Origin of the sequence: Streptomyces sp. NPDC058637 (assembly GCF_042717325.1) — a bacterium.
Lineage (GTDB): Bacteria > Actinomycetota > Actinomycetes > Streptomycetales > Streptomycetaceae > Streptomyces.
In genome coordinates, this window is sequence record NZ_JBHXRD010000052.1 from 23,179 (window position 1) to 39,587 (window position 16,409).

The 16,409-nt window shown below is 73.4% G+C and carries 12 protein-coding genes and 1 pseudogene; 6 read left to right on the top strand and 7 right to left on the bottom strand.

The window, feature by feature from the left end; all coding sequences use genetic code 11:
* Positions 1 to 7 precede the first annotated feature (7 nt).
* The 6 genes and pseudogenes from ACFWVP_RS33160 to ACFWVP_RS33185 form a co-directional block, all read right to left on the bottom strand.
* Positions 8 to 3,619, bottom strand: a complete 3,612-nt coding sequence (locus ACFWVP_RS33160) for a hydantoinase B/oxoprolinase family protein (protein WP_384501706.1) — start codon at positions 3,617 to 3,619, stop codon at positions 8 to 10.
* Complete coding sequence (locus ACFWVP_RS33165) at positions 3,616 to 4,485, bottom strand: SGNH/GDSL hydrolase family protein (protein WP_384501707.1); 870 nt, start codon at positions 4,483 to 4,485, stop codon at positions 3,616 to 3,618. The genes ACFWVP_RS33160 and ACFWVP_RS33165 overlap by 4 nt, the downstream gene beginning before the upstream one ends.
* A gap of 71 nt (positions 4,486 to 4,556) precedes the next feature.
* Positions 4,557 to 5,758, bottom strand: a pseudogene (locus ACFWVP_RS33170) (glycosyltransferase).
* The gene (locus ACFWVP_RS33175) at positions 5,755 to 6,903 is read right to left on the bottom strand and encodes a glycosyltransferase family 4 protein (protein WP_384501708.1); all 1,149 of its coding nucleotides are present in this window, start codon (positions 6,901 to 6,903) and stop codon (positions 5,755 to 5,757) included. Before ACFWVP_RS33175 ends, ACFWVP_RS33170 begins: the two are co-directional and overlap by 4 nt.
* A 155-nt stretch (positions 6,904 to 7,058) precedes the next feature.
* Positions 7,059 to 8,477 (bottom strand): HEAT repeat domain-containing protein, encoded by a 1,419-nt coding sequence (locus ACFWVP_RS33180; protein WP_384501709.1) that lies wholly within the window; start codon positions 8,475 to 8,477, stop codon positions 7,059 to 7,061.
* Positions 8,478 to 8,714: 237 nt separating this feature from the next.
* Positions 8,715 to 9,107, bottom strand: coding sequence for an ankyrin repeat domain-containing protein (locus ACFWVP_RS33185; RefSeq protein WP_384501710.1), 393 nt, complete (start codon positions 9,105 to 9,107; stop codon positions 8,715 to 8,717).
* 318 nt (positions 9,108 to 9,425) lie between these two features.
* On the opposite strand from ACFWVP_RS33185, the gene ACFWVP_RS33190 reads away from it, so the two are divergent.
* A complete protein-coding gene (locus ACFWVP_RS33190; RefSeq protein WP_014044751.1) occupies positions 9,426 to 9,620 on the top strand; it encodes a hypothetical protein in 195 nt (64 codons plus the stop codon).
* 37 nt (positions 9,621 to 9,657) lie between these two features.
* Positions 9,658 to 11,250: a hypothetical protein gene (locus ACFWVP_RS33195; protein ID WP_384501711.1), complete on the top strand. Its 1,593-nt coding sequence runs from the start codon at positions 9,658 to 9,660 to the stop codon at positions 11,248 to 11,250.
* Positions 11,251 to 11,261: 11 nt separating this feature from the next.
* Here the strand turns inward: ACFWVP_RS33195 and ACFWVP_RS33200 are convergent, their stop codons facing one another.
* Positions 11,262 to 12,758, bottom strand: coding sequence for a PLP-dependent aminotransferase family protein (locus ACFWVP_RS33200; protein WP_384501712.1), 1,497 nt, complete (start codon positions 12,756 to 12,758; stop codon positions 11,262 to 11,264).
* Positions 12,759 to 12,862: 104 nt separating this feature from the next.
* Here ACFWVP_RS33200 and ACFWVP_RS33205 point away from each other — a divergent pair, with 104 nt between their 5' ends.
* The 4 genes from ACFWVP_RS33205 to ACFWVP_RS33220 all read left to right on the top strand — a co-directional run bounded on the left by ACFWVP_RS33205 (position 12,863) and on the right by ACFWVP_RS33220 (position 16,352).
* A complete protein-coding gene (locus tag ACFWVP_RS33205; RefSeq protein WP_384501713.1) occupies positions 12,863 to 13,531 on the top strand; it encodes a YitT family protein in 669 nt (222 codons plus the stop codon).
* Positions 13,528 to 14,301 carry a glycerophosphodiester phosphodiesterase family protein gene (locus ACFWVP_RS33210; RefSeq protein WP_384501714.1) on the top strand — a complete coding sequence of 258 codons (774 nt, stop codon included), beginning with the start codon at positions 13,528 to 13,530 and terminating at the stop codon, positions 14,299 to 14,301. Before ACFWVP_RS33205 ends, ACFWVP_RS33210 begins: the two co-directional genes overlap by 4 nt.
* A 46-nt stretch (positions 14,302 to 14,347) precedes the next feature.
* Positions 14,348 to 15,712 (top strand): MFS transporter, encoded by a 1,365-nt coding sequence (locus tag ACFWVP_RS33215; RefSeq protein ID WP_384501715.1) that lies wholly within the window; start codon positions 14,348 to 14,350, stop codon positions 15,710 to 15,712.
* 265 nt (positions 15,713 to 15,977) lie between these two features.
* Positions 15,978 to 16,352, top strand: coding sequence for an RNA polymerase-binding protein RbpA (locus ACFWVP_RS33220; protein WP_078598328.1), 375 nt, complete (start codon positions 15,978 to 15,980; stop codon positions 16,350 to 16,352).
* Positions 16,353 to 16,409: the final 57 nt, after the last annotated feature.

Consider the following 16,409-nt stretch of genomic DNA (forward strand, 5'->3'; position numbering starts at 1 on the left):
CGACCGTCTACGGCGCTCCGTAGCCGCCTCCGCCCGGGGTGCGCAGCACCAGCACGTCCCCGGTGTCCAGGTCGGCGGTGTCGCAGCCGTTCAGCGGGGTGACGGTCCCGTCTGCCCGTTCGACGTGCTGGTCGCCCAGCGCCCCGGGTCCGCCGCCCGCCATGCCGTACGGGGCCACGCGGCGGTGTCCGGAGAGCAGGGCGACGGTGACGGGTTCCAGGAAGCGGATCCTGCGCTCGGTCCCTCGCCCGCCGTGCCACCGGCCGGTGCCGCCGCTGTCCGGGCGTACGCCGAAGCTCTCCAGAAGCACCGGGTAGCGGAGTTCCAGGATCTCGGGGTCGGTGAGCCGGGAGTTGGTCATATGGGTCTGTACGGCGTCCGTGCCGTCGAATCCGTCACCGGCGCCGGATCCGCTCGCGACCGTCTCGTAGTACTGGACGCGGTCGTTGCCGAAGGTGAGGTTGTTCATCGTTCCCGATCCCTCCGCCTGCACGCCGAGCGCCGCGTAGAGGGCGCCGGTGACGGCCTGGGAGGTCTCCACGTTGCCGGCGACGGTGGCCGCCGGGTGGACGGGTGCCAGCATGGATCCTTCCGGGACGCGGATGTCCAGGGGTTTCAGGCAGCCGCTGTTGAGCGGGATGTCCTCGGCGACGAGTGTCCTGAAGACGTACAGGACGGCTGCCATGACCACGGATTTCGGGGCGTTGAAGTTGCCGGGCTGCTGCGCTGAGGTTCCGGCGAAGTCGAGGACGGCGCTCCGTGCGGTGCGGTCCACGGTCACCGTCACCTCGATGACCGCCCCGTTGTCGGTCTCGTAGCGGCAGGTGCCGTCGTCGAGGCCGGCCACGATCCGGCGTACGGACTCCTCCGCGTTGTCCTGGACGTGGCCCATGTACGCCTCGACGACGTCCTGCCCGAACTGGCCGGTCATGCGCCGCAGTTCCGCGATGCCCTTCTCGTTCGCGGCGATCTGGGCGCGCAGGTCGGCCAGGTTGGTGCCGGGGTCGCGTGAGGGGTACGCGGCGGTGGTGAGCAGTTCCCAGGTCTCGGCCTCGCGGAGTTCCCCGTCGCGCACCAGAAGCCAGTTGTCGAACAGCACGCCCTCCTCGTGGATGGTGCGGCTGAAGGCGGGCATGGACCCGGGGGTGATCCCACCGATCTCGGCGTGGTGGCCGCGGGACGCCACCAGGAAGCGCAGCCGGGGCTCCTGCCCGTCCTCCGGTTCGTCGAACACGGGTGTCACGACGGTGACGTCGGGCAGGTGGGTGCCGCCGTGGTAGGGGTCGTTGACTGCGTAGACGTCTCCGGGGCGCAGCGCGTCCGCGTTGCGCCGCAGCACCTCCTTGATGGACTCCCCCATCGACCCGAGGTGCACGGGGATGTGCGGGGCGTTGGCCACGAGGTTGCCGTCCGCGTCGAACAGCGCGCAGGAGAAGTCCAGCCGCTCCTTGATGTTGACGGAGTGGGCGGTGCTCTCCAGCCGTACGCCCATCTGTTCGGCGATCGACATGAAGAGGTTGTTGAACACCTCCAGCATGACGGGGTCGACCCGGGTGCCGACGGCGGTCCGCCCGGGCCGGGGGCTCACCCGGTGCAGTACGAGGTGGCCGGCGGGCCCGGCGGTGGCCTGCCAGCCGGGGTCGACGACGGTGGTGGCGTCGTCCTCGGCGACGACGGCCGGACCGGTCACGGTGTCCTCCGGGCGCAGCTCTCCCCGTCGGTGCAGCCCGGTGTCCTGCCAGCGGCCCCCGGTGAACGTCCGGACGGTTGCGAGGGGTTCGGGCGGCGTGCCGTCGCCGGATGCCCCGCCGGCCCGGTGGGGTGCGTGCGGCCCCGCCTTCCCGGTCGCCTCCACGGTGACCGCCTCGGCCACGAGGGGCTTGTCCATGGTGAATCCGTAGCGGGTCCGGTGGGCGGCCGTGAACGCGTCGGTCATGGCGGCGACCGTGCCGAGGCCGACGGGCAGGCTCGCGTCCGTGCCCGCGTAGCGCAGGAGGACGCGGGCCCGGGTGCCGATGGCCGGGTCGGGGATCCGGTCGGCGCGGAGTTCGGCCCGGGTGCGTTCCGCCAGGTCGTCGCAGAGCTCGCCCACCCGGGTCCTGGTCTCCTCGTGCAGTTCGGCCTCGACGGACTGCTCGCGCATGGCGGTGGCGTCGGCGAGACCGATGCCGTACGCGGAGAGGACGCCGGCGAGCGGCGGTACGAGGACGGTGCCGATGCCCAGGGCGTCGGCGACGGCGCAGGCGTGCTGGCCGCCCGCTCCGCCGAAGCTGGTGAGCGCGTACCGGGTGATGTCGTGGCCGCGCTGGACGGAGATCTTCTTGACGGCGTTCGCCATGTTGAGCACGGCGATCTCCAGGAAGCCCGCGGCGGTCTCCGCGGCGGTGCGGTGCTGTCCGGTGGCGGTGGCCACCTCGCGGGCCAGTGCCTCGAAGCGTTCGCGGACGGTGTCCTCGTCGAGCGGCAGGTCGCCGTCCGGCCCGAAGACGGCCGGGAAGTGGGCGGGGCGGATCCGGCCCAGCATCACGTTGGCGTCGGTGACGGTGAGCGGGCCGCCCCGGCGGTAGCAGGCGGGTCCGGGGTCGGCGCCGGCCGAGTCGGGGCCCACCCGGTAGCGCCGGCCGTCGAAGTGCAGGACCGATCCGCCTCCGGCTGCGACGGTGTGGATGCTCATCATGGGCGCGCGCATCCGTACACCGGCCACCTGGGTGCCGAGTTCCCTCTCGAACTCTCCGGCGTAGTGGGACACGTCGGTGGAGGTGCCGCCCATGTCGAAGCCGATGACCCGGTCGTGGCCCGCCTGTCCGGACGTGCGCACCATGCCGACGACTCCCCCGGCGGGTCCGGAGAGCACCGCGTCCTTGCCGCGGAAGTGGGCGGCCTCCCGGAGTCCGCCGTTGGACTGCATGAACATCAGGCGGATACCGCTCAGTTCGGCGGCCACCTCCTCGACGTACCGGCGCAGGATCGGTGAGAGGTAGGCGTCGACGACGGTGGTGTCGCCGCGCGGTACGAGCCTGATCAGCGGGCTGACCTCGTGCGAGCAGCTGACCTGGGTGAAGCCCGCTTCCCGGGCCGCCTCGGCGACGGTCCTCTCGTGTCCGGGGTGGCGGTAGCCGTGCATGAGGACGATCGCGGCGCTGCGGATCCCCTGCGCCCAGGCCTCGCCGAGCCGTCGTGCGACGGCGGTGCGGTCGAGGGGTTTCACGGTCCTGCCCTGCGCGTCGATCCGTTCCGGGACCTCGATCACCCGGTCGTAGACGGCCTCGGGGAGCAGGATGCGGCGGTCGAAGAGGCGCGGGCGGTTCTGGTACGCGATCCGCAGGGCGTCCCGGAAGCCTTCGGTGATGACGAGGACGGTCGGCTCGCCCCGCCGTTCCAGGAGGGCGTTGGTGGCGACGGTGGTGCCCATCTTGACGCCCGCGACCCGGTCGGCGGGGACCGGGTCGCGGGGGCCGAGGCCGAGCAGCATCCGGATGCCGGCGACGGCGGCGTCGCGGTAGCGGTCCGGGTCGTGGGAGAGGAGTTTGCGGGTGACCAGGTGCCCGCCGGGGTCGCGACCCACCACGTCCGTGAAGGTGCCGCCGCGGTCGATCCAGAACTCCCAGCGTCCGGTCATCCCTCCATTCTGGCGCGGGGGACGAACCCGCGCAGAAAGGGCGTGTGCGTGAGGTCGGCCAGGGCCTCGACGAGCCCCTGTTCGGCCCGTGCGTCCAGCCGGCCGGTGGTACCGCGTGCCCGGTGGGAGACCTCCTCCGCCGCGAGGCCCAGGAGCTGGGGCAGCAGGTCGCTGCTCCGGCGGGCCAGCCAGCCGGTGCCCTCGGTGGCCAGCCACAGGACGGTGGCGGCGCGGGTCGGCGGTGGCTGCCGCGGTTCCAGGCCGGGCGACGGGCCCGGGGCCAGCCCCCGCTCGGCGAGGAGCCGGTGGAAGCCGGCGGCCAGCCTCCGGTGCCCCCGCTCGGCCGGATGGAGGCGGTCCACGCTCCAGAGCGAGCGGTCCTCGACCCAGGACCGGTCCGAGGCGTGCAGGTGGACGGCGTCGTAGCGGTCGGACAGGGCGTGGACCACGGCGTTCACGGCCCGCTGCCGCCGGGCCAGGGGCAGGCGCAGCGGACCCGGGAGCCCCAGTGCCGTGCCGGGGTCCGGGAGGCATGCCGTCAGGAGTACCGCTCCGCCCCCGGCCAGGAGTGCGCAGACCTCGTCGAGCCGGGCGGCGAGGCTCCGGATGTCGAACGTCCGGCGCAGGGTGTCGTTGACACCGACGACGACCGAGGCGATGTCGGGGCGGAACGCCGCCGCGTCGGCCGCCTGGTGCTCGCGGACGTCCCCGGACAGGGCTCCCGCGACGGCGAAGTTGCGGAAGTCCACCTGTTGTTCCCCGGCGCCGAGGCCCGGGGCGAGCAGGGCGGCCCAGCCGCGCCGGCCGCCGGGGACCGGATCTCCGATGCCCTCGGTCAGCGAGTCCCCGAGCGCGGCGAACCTCACGTGCGTACGAGCCGGTGGACGGTTCGCCGGCGCCGTGGGGCCGGCCGTGGCGCGGGCCCCCGCCGCGCCGCTCATGACCGCCCCGCCCGGGGCCGGGCCGCCGGGGCGCCACGCCGTCCGGGGGCGTCGTGGGCCGCGAGGAAGGCGGCCACCGAGCGGTCCCAGCCGAAGAGTTCGGCCCGGGCCCGCGCCACCGCCCGGCGTTCCGGCTCCGGCCGTGCCAGCAGCTCCCGTGCCGCGGCGGCGAACGCCTCGCCCGTGTCCGCGGCGGCCAGCCCGGCGCCACCGATCACCTCCGGCAGCGCGGAGCTCCCGCTCGCCACGACCGGGGTGCCGCAGGCGAGGGCCTCCAGCGCCGAGAGCCCGAAGGTCTCCGCGGGGCCCGGTGCCAGGCAGAGGTCCGCCGTGGCCTGGAGGGCCGCCATCCGCGCACGGTCGCGCACATGGCCCAGGAACGCGACCGGCAGCCGCTCCGCCCGCGCCCTGGCCTCCAGCCCCGCCCTCAGCGGTCCGTCGCCCGCCACGACCAGCGCCGCACGCACCCCTTGCCGCCGCAGCGCCGCCAGTGCGTCCAGCGCCCGCCCGGGCCGCTTCTCCACGGAGAGCCGTGAGCCGAGCAGCAGCAGCACGTCCTCGCCGCACAGATGCCGGGCGCGCAGCTCCGTACTGCGGCACTGCGGCCGGCACTGCCGCAGATCCACGCCGAGCGGGGCGCGCACCACGTTGCGCACGCCGATGCGTACGAATTCGCGCTCCGCCCATTCCGTGGTGCACACGATCCGGGCGTAGGCATGGGCGCTGCGGGCGTTGAGCCGGTCGGCGGCCCGTCCCGCCGCCGCCCGGGGCACCCCCAGGTGCGCAGGACGCCGTCGGCCGTCTCGTGGGACACCATGACGGCGGGCACCCTGGCGCGGCGCGCCCACTCCCCCGTCCAGCGCAGTGTGGTCCGGTCGGACACCTCGAGCCGGTCGGGGCGCAGCTCCTGAAGGAGGCGGCGCAGTCTCCGGCGGTCGGTCAGGACGCGGTAGCCGCCGCTGCCCGGCAGCACCGGGCCGGGCAGTGTGAGCACGCGGCCCTGTGGGGTGCGGTCGTCGCTCGCGGCGGCCCCGGGGACGACGAGCACGGGCTCGTGCCCGGCCACCGCGTAGCCGCGGCCGAGCTCGTCCAGGGCGGTGCGCAGGCCGCCGGAGGCCGGGGTGACGAAGTTCGCCAGCCGTACGATCCTGAGGCCGTCCGCCGGACCGTCCGCCCGGCCGTTCACGGGCGCATTCACGCGGCCACCGCCGTCCGGCCGCCCAGGACCTCGTCGTAGTGGCCCAGGAGCTGGTCCCCGACGGCTTCCCAGGTGCGCCCCTCGACCGTGGCGCGGGCGGTCCTGCCGTAGTCCTCGGCCCTGGCCGGGTCGGCGACGAGCGCGCCGACGGCGTCCCGTACGGCCGCCGCGTCGTGCGGCGGCACCAGAATTCCGGTGCGCCCGGGGTCGACGAGGTCGAGCGGACCGCCCGCCGCGGGGGCGACCACCGGGATGCCGGAGGCCATGGCCTCCTGCACGGTCTGGCAGAAGGTCTCGTACGGGCCGGTGTGCACGAACACGTCCAGGGAGGCGAAGATCCGGGCGAGTTCGTCCCCCGTTCGCCGTCCCAGGAAGACGGCGCCCGGGAGGGCGGCGCGCAGCGTGGCCTCGCTGGGCCCGTCGCCGACGACCACGACCTTCACGCCCGGCAGCGCGCAGGCACCGGCGAGGAGTTCGACGTGCTTCTCCGGAGCCAGCCGTCCCACGTAACCGACGACCTTCTCCCCGCCGGGCGCGAGCTCACGGCGCAGGGCCTCGTCGCGCAGCCCGGGACGGAACCGGGCGGTGTCGACGCCGCGCGGCCACAGGCGTACCCGGGGCACGCCGTGTTCGGTGAGGTCGCGCAGGGCGGCGGAGGAGGGGGCGAGGGTGCGGTCCGCGGCGCTGTGCACGGCACGCATGCGGCGCCAGGCGGCGCTCTGGCCGGTGCCCAGATAGGTGCGGGCGTAGCCAGCCAGGTCGGTCTGGTAGACGGCCACGGCCGGGAGTCCGAGCCGGGTGGCCACGGCCATGCCCCGCACCCCGAGGACGAACGGGCCCGCGAGGTGGACGAGTTCGGCGCGGTGCCCGGTGAGCGCGGCGGCGAGCCGTCGGCTGGGCAGGGCCACGCGGACCTGCGGATAGCCGGGCAGGGGGAGGGAGGGGACGCGCACCACGGGGCAGGGTGCTCCGGCGTACGCGGGATCGTTGGAGGCGGAGGCGGAGGCCGTTGCCCCGGCCGTGGCCGGGGCGATGACGAGGGGCTCGTGGCCGCGGGCGACGAGGTGCCGTGCGGTCTGCAGGGTGCAGTGGGCCACACCGTTGACGTCGGGCGGGAAGGACTCGGTGACGATGACGACACGCATAACCGTGTTGTCACCCCGCCGGGAGTGACTCCGCCGACTTGGATCTTTCCGCCCGGGGAACGTCCCGTGAGCGTTTGAGCCGCGCGCCCCCGGCGCGCGGCGTCCCGGATTCCGGGCCCTCTCGCGCGCCGGGCGCCTACGGCGGGCGGGCCGGGTCAGACGGCGGGCGCGTCGGGCCCGATCCTGCTGCGTACCGCCGTCTGCACCTCGGCCTCCTCGGCCGGGTCGGCGGCGAGCCGGCGCAGGCGTTCGGCGACCCGGATGTCCCCGGTCTCCGCGTGGAGGGCCGCCAGCTCGCGGGTGGTCTCCTCGCAGTCCCACAGGCATTCGACGGCGAAGCCGGTGGCGAAGGACGGGTCGGTGGCCGCCAGGGCGCGGGCGGCCCGTCCGCGCAGGTGCGAGGAGGACGTCTCCCGGTAGACGTGGCGCAGGACGGGGGCGGCGCAGGCGATGCCGAGGCGGCCGGTGCCGTCGACGAGGGTCCACAGCCGCTGGGCGTCGGGGCCGTCGCCGCGGACGGCCTCGCGCAGGGCGGCGAGGACGAGCGGGGCGTCCTGTGCGGCGCCGCGGCAGGCGAGCACGCCCGCCGCCGACGCCCCGAGGGCGTCGGGCCGGTGCGCCCAGCCCCGGGCCCGGTCCACGGCCTCGTCCCCGCACATGCGCTCGAAGGCGGCCACGGCCACTTCGGCGACGGTGGGGGACGGTCCCGAGGCGGCCTGTTCGATCAGGTCGAGTACGGCGGGGTCCCGGGCCTCGGCGAGATAGTGCAGAGCCACACAGCGCGCGCCCTCGGGGCCGCCGCGGGCGGCGTCGACGATCGCGGGGCGGTCCTCGGCTCCCGCGACGGCGGCGAGGCAGCGGGCGGCGGGTACGTGAAGGGCGCTGCCGCGCTCCAGTCCCTGCTGGGCCCAGTCGAACACGGCCTGGACGCTCCAGCCCGGGCGGGGGCCGCCGGGCCGCATCTGACGCTGCCATCGGTCGAAGGAGCCCTGCTCGCGCGCCGCCCTGACCCGGGCGCCGACGCTCTCGCGCGGGTCGTCGGCCCACAGCCGCCAGGGGCGCGGTTCGAAGGCGTCCCGCACGGCGGCCGCCAGCTCGGCGGTGCCCTCCGGGCCGTCGGGGAACCGGCCGAGCACCTGCTCGGCGAGGGAGCGCAGCCCGGCGTCGTCGTCGCGCAGGGCGAGCTCGTCGAGCGCCCAGGCCCAGTTGGACCCGGTGGCGGCGTACCGCCGCAGGAGTGCGAGGGCGTCGTCGCGGCCGTACGAGGCGAGGTGGCCGAGGACCGCGAGGGCCAGGCCCGTGCGTGAGTCCTCGGTGTCGAGGTGGTCCTCGGGGTCCCAGAGGTGGCGCTCGATCTCTTCCGTACCGCCGTCGAGGTCGAGGTACAGACGTGCGTAGTAGAGGGAGCGGTTCTCGACCTGCCAGTCGTGACGCGGATCGCTCAGGACGCAGTGGTTGAGGGCCGCGAGGGCCTCGGGGCGCGGTGCGGCGAGAGCGTGGAGCGTGCCGTCGCCGCGGCCCCTCTGCAACAGGCCGAGCAGTGTGCCGCTCGGCGCTATGAACGGATCGAACATGGGGAAAGCCTCACATCAAGCTGTCGACGCAACCGGGACTGTGCTGTTCCGAGTGCCGGTGGGCACTAGGCCGCGCAGCAACATGATCGGCCGACCGCCGTCTTCTGCCTGGTGCTCATCTTCCTCTGCCTCTCGTCGGTGGTCCTGAGCGGACCCGCGACGTCATGATGACCCAGCCATTTCGCCGACGCGACCACATTTACGGCGCACCGGTCAGCCGGCGGCCAGGAGGGTGAGTCAGCGCACACCGAAGAGTTCCAGCAGGTCGTCCTTACCGAACATGCGCGCGGTGTCCACCGCGGACGGTGTTCCGCCGGCCGGATCGGCGCCCGCGGCGAGCAGTGCGTCGATCACCTCGCGCTCGCCCTTGAAGACGGCTCCGGCGAGCGGGGTCTGCCCCCGGTCGTTGGCCCGGTCCGGGTCGGCGCCGCGGCCGGCGAGGGCGGTGACGGCGGAGGCGTGCCCGTGGTATGCGGCGAGCATCAGCAGCGAGTCGCCCCGGTCGTTGGTGAGGTTCGCGGGGACACCCGCGTCGACGTGGGCGGCGAGCGTGTCGGTCTCGCCGCGGCGGGCCAGGTCGAAGACCTTGGCCGCCAGTGCGACCACCTCGGGATCGGGGAGTTCGCTCATCGGACGGGCCGCCTTCCGTAGCCGTTGTCGCCGTTGCCGACCTGGTGGGGAGTACGGCGCGGGGCCGCACGAGTGAATCGACAGAGTACTGCTCCGGAGAGCCGACCTGAGCATGCCCGGAAGCGGCGGAAGATCACGGCCGGAGGGCCGCGTTCCGGTGCCGATTCCCGGCCCCCTCGGCCCGGCCGACCACTTTTCGCCCACCGATCGAGTGAAAACCCAAGCCTTTCACTCATTTGCACCTTTTATCGTATAGATACATCTTGTGATCCTGGAAGTACTCATGGTGACTGTCCCCTTCAACCAGGAGAACCGCTCATGATCCTCTCCATCTCGGGCGTGGTACTGCTCGGCATCATCGTCTTCCTGTTCTTCAAGAAGGACGGGCTCAAGGCGTCCCACGCCCTCATCTGCGCCCTGTTCGGCTTCTATCTGGCCGGCACCGCCATCGCGCCGAGCATCACGGCCGGCGGGGCCAGCCTCGCCAGCATGCTGGGCGGGATCAAGTTCTGACGCTCCACAACCGCTCCCACCCCTTCAGGAGACCGACGTGGCCCGGCGACCACTTCCCCGCATTCTGAGCAGCGGCGGCGCATCGATCACTCGCAGTCGCGAGATCGCGCGCACGGCCGCCGACAGCGCCACCGACGTCCTCCATCCGCTGATCACGGTCACCCGTGGACTGCGGCTGCTGGCGGGAACAGGACGGCGGAAATGGGCCGCGACGCCCAGGGACCGGCGCGGGCACGTGCTGTTCCTCGTCGCGGCCTGCGTACTGGTGGTGGCGCTCATCCCGTACGGGCCCCTGCTGGCCCTGATCGCGGTGATGGGCGCCGCCGCATGGAGGGGGCGGGAGCGGACAGCCGTGAAGACCGGCCCCGACGAGGCGGAGACCGCCAGGCTCCGGGCTGTCTACGAGGCGCTGGTGCCGCACTTCTCCACGGACGGTGATCCCGGTCCGCTGTTCTCCCACGGCGGCGACTGGGAGGAGGCCTTCGGCACCTCGTACACCTTCGACGCCAACGGCCGTCTCACCCGGCTCCAGGTGCGCTACCCGGCGTACTTCACGGACGGCGAGGCCTCCTGCCGGGCCCGCATCGAACAGGTGCTGCACGCCAAGTCGGGCCGGGGCCGCGAGTACCACTTCGCCTGGGACGAGGAGAACAACCACCTCCTCATGACCGTCCTGGACGCGCTCCCCACCACGATCGCCGCCCAGCGCTTCGTCACCGCCCCCGGGGAGACCGTGCTGGGCTTCACCGACGCCGACGCGGTGCGGCGCACCGTCCCCGTGCGGGACGGCGACACGACGCGTGACGCCTCCCCGGTGATCTGGCGCACCGGCTCACGGTCGACGGAGCCGCACCTGCTGGCCGTCGGGCATCCCGGCAGCGGCACCACGACCCTGATGCGCTCCCTCGCCCTCCAGGCGCTCCAGGGCGGAGACATCCTCGTCGTCGAGGGCGCCGGCACCGGGGAGTACGGCTTCCTGACCGGACGCGACGGCGTTCTCGCCGTGGAGTGCGGCCTGGCCGGGGCCCTGGCGACGCTCGAATGGGCCGCGCACGAGACCGAGCGGAGGCTCATCGCCGCCAACCGGGCCCGCCAGGCCGGCCACCCCGAACCCGAGGACATCAGGCGCCCCCTCTGGCTCCTGCTGGACCGCCCGAGCGCGCTCGGGCACCTGGCGGCGGCCGACGGCAGGCCCGACCCCCAGGAGCTGCTCCAGGTGCCGCTGCGGCACGGCCGGGCCGCCGGCGTCACGGTCGTCGTCGCGGACCAGTTCGACAGCCTGGACGCCCTCACCGAGACCGTACGGACGCACACCAGGGCACGCGCCGTCCTCGGCCCGGCCACCGGCGACGAGGTCGAGTCCGTCCTGGGCACCGCACCGCACACCACGCCGACACCGGACGTGCCCCCGGGCCGGGGCTACACCCGGCTCGGCAGCGGGCCGGTGCTGCGCCTCCAGGTGCCGGCCACCCCTGACCCGTACGACGACGCCACGAGCGAGGCGCACCGGCAGGCGGTCCTCGACCTGCTGCCCGGCGCACCGGCCACGGCCGCCCCGGTGGAGGCCGGGAGCACCGAGCCGGTGCGCAGGGATCCGCTGGTCACCGTGCCGGCCGTCGCCGAGGGATGAGGGCCGGGGCCTCAGGCCACGAACGTCCGTGGCGCCTCGGCTCCCGCTCCCGCACCCGACCCGACCAGCTCCGCGGCCGCGGCGAGGCGCACCGCCGCCTCCTCCGCCACCGGGCCGCCCACGGTGAACGGCAGCCGCACATAACCCTCGAAGGCGCCGTCGACCCCGAAGCGGGGCCCTGACGGGACCCGTACGCCGACCCGCTCGCCCGCGACGGCGAGGCGCGAGCCGGAGAGTCCGCCGGTGCGCACCCAGAGGGTGAGGCCGCCGCGCGGCACCTCGAACTCCCAGTCGGGAAGCTCCCGCCGCACCGCCCGTACGAGGTCGTCCCTGTTCTCCCGCGCCTGCTCGCGCCGGACCGCCACCGCCTGCTCCCAGCCGCCGGTGCGCATCAGCCAGTTGATGGCGAGCTGCTCCAGGACGGGGGTGCCCATGTCGGCGTACGCGCGTGCCGCGACCAGGCTGCGGATGACGTCCGGGGCCGCCCGGACCCAGCCGATCCGCATGCCGGCCCAGAAGGCCTTGCTCACGGATCCCACGGTCAGGACGGTGCTTCCCGCCGGGTCGAAGGCGCAGACCCGGCGGGGCATGTCGGCACCGGCGTCCAGATCGAGCTCGATCATGGTCTCGTCGACCACCAGGACCGTTCCCGCGGAGCGCGCGGCCTCGACCAGGGCACGGCGCCGCTGTTCGTCGGCCAGTGCCCCGGTCGGGTTGTGGAAGTCCGCGACGACGTAGGCCAGGCGGGGCGCGGCGTCCCGCAGCACCTGCCGCCACCGGTTCATGTCCCAGCCGCCCAGCCCCTCCTCCATCGCCACCGGTACGAGTCTGGCGCCCGCCTCGCGCATCAGCTGGAGGATGTTGGCGTAGCTCGGGGACTCGACGGCGATGCGCTCGCCTCGCCCGGCGAAGAGGTGGCAGATCGCGTCCATGGCGCCCATCGCGCCGGTGGTGACCATGATCTGCTCCGGCATCGTGGGGATGCCGCGTTCGGTGTGGCGGTCGGCGATCATCTGCCGCAGCGCGGGCAGCCCGGCCGGGTAGTCGCCGTGGGTGTGCGCGTACGGCGGCAGCTCCTCCAGAGCGCCCTGCACGGCCCTGGTCAGCCACGGTTCCGGGGCCGGCAGCGAGGCGCAGCCCAGGTCGATCATCGAGCCGAGCGATTCCGGGGGCAGGGGTTCGAGGCCGCGGGCGGGCAGCGGATTGCCCGCCGGTACGGCGGTCCAGCTGCCGGCCCCGCGCCGGGACTCCAGGAAGCCCTCCGCGCGCAGCGCCTCGTAGGCCGCGGCGACGGTGGTGCGGCTGAGCGAGAGGGCGAGCGCGAGTTCCCGTTCGGCGGGGAGCCGGGCGGCGACGGGGACCCGGCCCTCCAGCACCAGCAGCCGCACCCCGTCGGCGAGGGCGCGGTAGGCGGGCGGCTTGCGGCTGCCCGGCGCGACGGGGCGCTGTTGCGCCCGGAGCTGCCGGGCGAGCTGTGCCGCACCGACCGTCGAAGTCCACTGCGCCATGGAAATCAGTCCACCTTCCTCGGATTGGCCATAGTTGGCAGCCAATCCCCTGCCACAGAGTGACACGCATCAGTCCACCGGCACCACCTCACAGGGGGCACCTCTTGTCCGACACCACCGCCCGGAGCGGGAACCGTCTCCCCCGGCGGCTGACCCATCTCTACGTGGGCCTGGCCCTGTACGGGGCGAGCTCGGCGCTCCTGGTCCGCGCCGGGCTCGGACTCGAACCGTGGGGCGTGCTGCACCAGGGGCTCGCCGGGCGGACCGGCATCTCCATCGGTGTCGTCTCGATCATCGTGGGGGCGGTCGTCCTGCTCCTGTGGATACCGATCAGGCAGCGCCCCGGCCTGGGCACCGTCTCCAACGTCTTCGCCGTCGGCATCGCGATGGACGGCACCCTCGCCCTCGTACCGGACGTGCACGGGCTCGGCGCGCAGATCCCGGTGATGGCCGCGGGCATCGTGCTCAACGGTGTCGCCACGGGGCTGTACATCTCCGCGCGCTTCGGCCCCGGGCCCCGTGACGGGCTGATGACCGGCCTGAACCGGCTGACCGGGCGTTCGATCAGGCTGGTGCGCACGGCGATCGAGGTGGCCGTGGTGGCGACCGGTTTCGTGCTCGGTGGTTCGCTCGGCGTGGGCACCGTGCTGTACGCCCTGGCGATCGGCCCGCTCGCGCAGTTCTTCCTGCGCGTCTTCGCCCTCCCCGCGCCGGACGGCGGCACCCCGGACGTCGCCGGCCGGACACCGCGAGGGGCGATACTTCGGCGGTGACCACAGCGACTTCCGGACGCCATCCCTATCTGGACCATCCCTCGACGATCCCGTTCGCCCACCGCGGCGGGGCCGCGGACGGGCTGGAGAACACGGCAGCCGCCTTCCGGCGGGCGGCCGGCGCGGGTTACCGGTACTTCGAGACCGATGTGCACACCACCGCGGACGGCCGCCTGGTCGCGTTCCACGATCCGACCCTGGACCGGGTCACGGACTCCGGGGGCCGGATAGCCGAGCTCCCGTGGCGCGAGGTGAGCCGGGCGAGGGTGGCGGGCAGCGAACCGCTGCCGCTCTTCGAGGAGTTGCTGGAGGAGTTCCCCGACGCCCGGTGGAACGTGGACATCAAGGCGGAGCCCGCCCTCGTCCCGCTCGTCGAGCTGATCCGCAAGGCCGGCGCCTGGGACCGGGTGTGCGTGGGGTCGTTCTCCGAGGCGCGGGTGGCCAGGGCGCACCGCCTCGCGGGCCCGCGTCTGGCCACCTCCTTCGGGGTGCGCGGCGTGCTCGGCCTGCGGCTGCGCTCGTACGGGATCCCGGCGGCGCTGCGCGCGGGAGCGGTGTGCGCGCAGGTCCCGGAGAGCCAGAACGGGATCCGGGTGGTCGACCGGCGCTTCGTCCGCGCGGCACACGCGCGTGGTCTGCAGGTCCATGTCTGGACGGTCAACGAACCGGACAGGATGGCCGCGCTCCTGGACCTGGGGGTGGATGGCATCATGACCGATCACATCGAGACGCTGCGCACGGTGCTGAGCGAGCGGGGGGCCTGGGCCTGACGCCGGGCCCGGCCGCGTCCGCACGGCACGAACGAGAGGACTCGGCGTGAGCACCGGTACCGCAGACACGGCCGACCCGGCAGAACGTCCCCCGGGGGACGCCGACCGCAGGCGCGAGCAACGCGGCTGGTACTTCTACGACTTCGCCTGTTCCGTCTATTCGACCAGCGTCCTCACGGTCTTCCTCGGCCCCTATCTGACGTCGATAGCCAAGGCCGCCGCCGACGCGGAGGGCTTCGTCCACCCGCTGGGCATACCGGTACGGGCGGGCTCCCTCTTCGCGTACGCCGTCTCGGCCTCGGTCCTGGTCGCCGTGATCGTGATGCCGATCGCGGGCGCCGCCGCCGACCGCACGGGGCGCAAGAAGCCGCTGCTCGCGGTGGCCGCCTACGTGGGTGCCACGGCGACGGCCTGCATGTTCTTCCTGGACGGCCAGCGCTATCTGCTGGGCGCGTTCCTGCTGATCGTGGCGAACGCGTCGATCTCCGTGTCGATGGTCCTGTACAACGCGTACCTGCCGCAGATCGCCGCACCGGAGGAACGGGACGCGGTCTCCTCGCGGGGCTGGGCCTTCGGGTACACGTCGGGGGCGCTCGTCCTCGTGCTGAATCTGGTCCTGTACACGGGCCACGGGTCCTTCGGTCTCTCCGAGTCCGACGCGGTCCGGATCTGCCTCGCCTCGGCCGGTGTGTGGTGGGGCGCCTTCACGCTCGTACCGCTGCGGCGGCTGCGTGACCGGCGGGTGCCGCCAGGGGGTGAGGGGGCGGTCGGCTCGGGCTGGCGGCAGCTGATGGCGACCCTGCGCGACATGCGCCGCCACCCGCTCACCCTCTCGTTCCTGCTCGCCTACCTCGTGTACAACGACGGCATCCAGACGGTGATCTCGCAGGCCTCGCTGTACGGCTCCGAGGAGCTCGGGCTGGACCAGACGACGCTGATCACCGCTGTGCTGCTGGTCCAGGTGCTCGCGGTGGCGGGCGCGCTCGGGATGGGACGGCTCGCCCGGGTGTACGGAGCGAAGCGCACGATTCTCGCCTCGCTGGTCGTCTGGACCCTGATCCTCGCCGCCGCCTATCTGCTGCCCGCCGACGCGCCCGTGTTCTTCTACAGTCTGGCGGCCGCGATCGGCCTGGTGCTGGGCGGCAGCCAGGCGCTCTCGCGCTCGCTGTTCTCGCACCTGGTTCCGCGCGGGAAGGAGGCGGAGTACTTCTCGGCGTACGAGATGAGCGACCGGGGACTCAGCTGGCTGGGGCCCCTGGTCTTCGGTCTCGGCTACCAGCTGACCGGCAGCTACCGGGATGCGATCCTGTCCCTGGTGGTCTTCTTCGCGCTGGGTGCGGTGCTGCTCGCGCGGGTGCCCGTACGGGCCGCGGTGGCCGCCGCGGGCAACCCCGTGCCGGACCGGGTTTAGACGCCGAAGTGAAAGGCCGGTAGTGTACGCCTTTGGTCTGCCCGGCGGACCGTTACTGCGAGTGGAAGAAGCCGAACCGATGGGTGACAACTTCTCCCACAGGTGACAAACCGGGCACTGATGGGTAATCGAACCCAGATACAGCAGCGGCACGACGGGCGACGCATGACCGGCAACGGGAATCTTTACCGCCGACCGGACGTTGAACGGATGACGACGACAGCGACACCTGTCCTGTGGGCGACAAGCCCGGGAGGCACGATTCATGAGTGAGCGAGCTCTCCGCGGTACGCGACTCGTGGTTACCAGCTACGAGACGGACCGTGGCATCGATCTGGCCCCGCGCCAGGCGGTGGAGTACGCATGCCCGAACGGCCATCGATTTGAGATGCCGTTCTCGGTAGAGGCGGAAATTCCGGCGGAGTGGGAGTGCAAGGCGTGCGGCGCCACGGCACTCCTGGTGGACGGGGATGGCCCCGAGGAGAAGAAGGGCAAGCCTGCGCGTACGCACTGGGACATGCTCATGGAGCGGCGCACCCGCGAGGAGCTGGAAGAGGTGCTGGCCGAGAGGCTGGCGGTTCTGCGCTCCGGAGCCATGAACATTGCCGTGCACCCGCGGGACAGCAGGAAGTCTGCCTGACCGCGTACCACCGCACAGATACAAGAGCCGCGGGCCGTGACACAGAAACATGTGTCA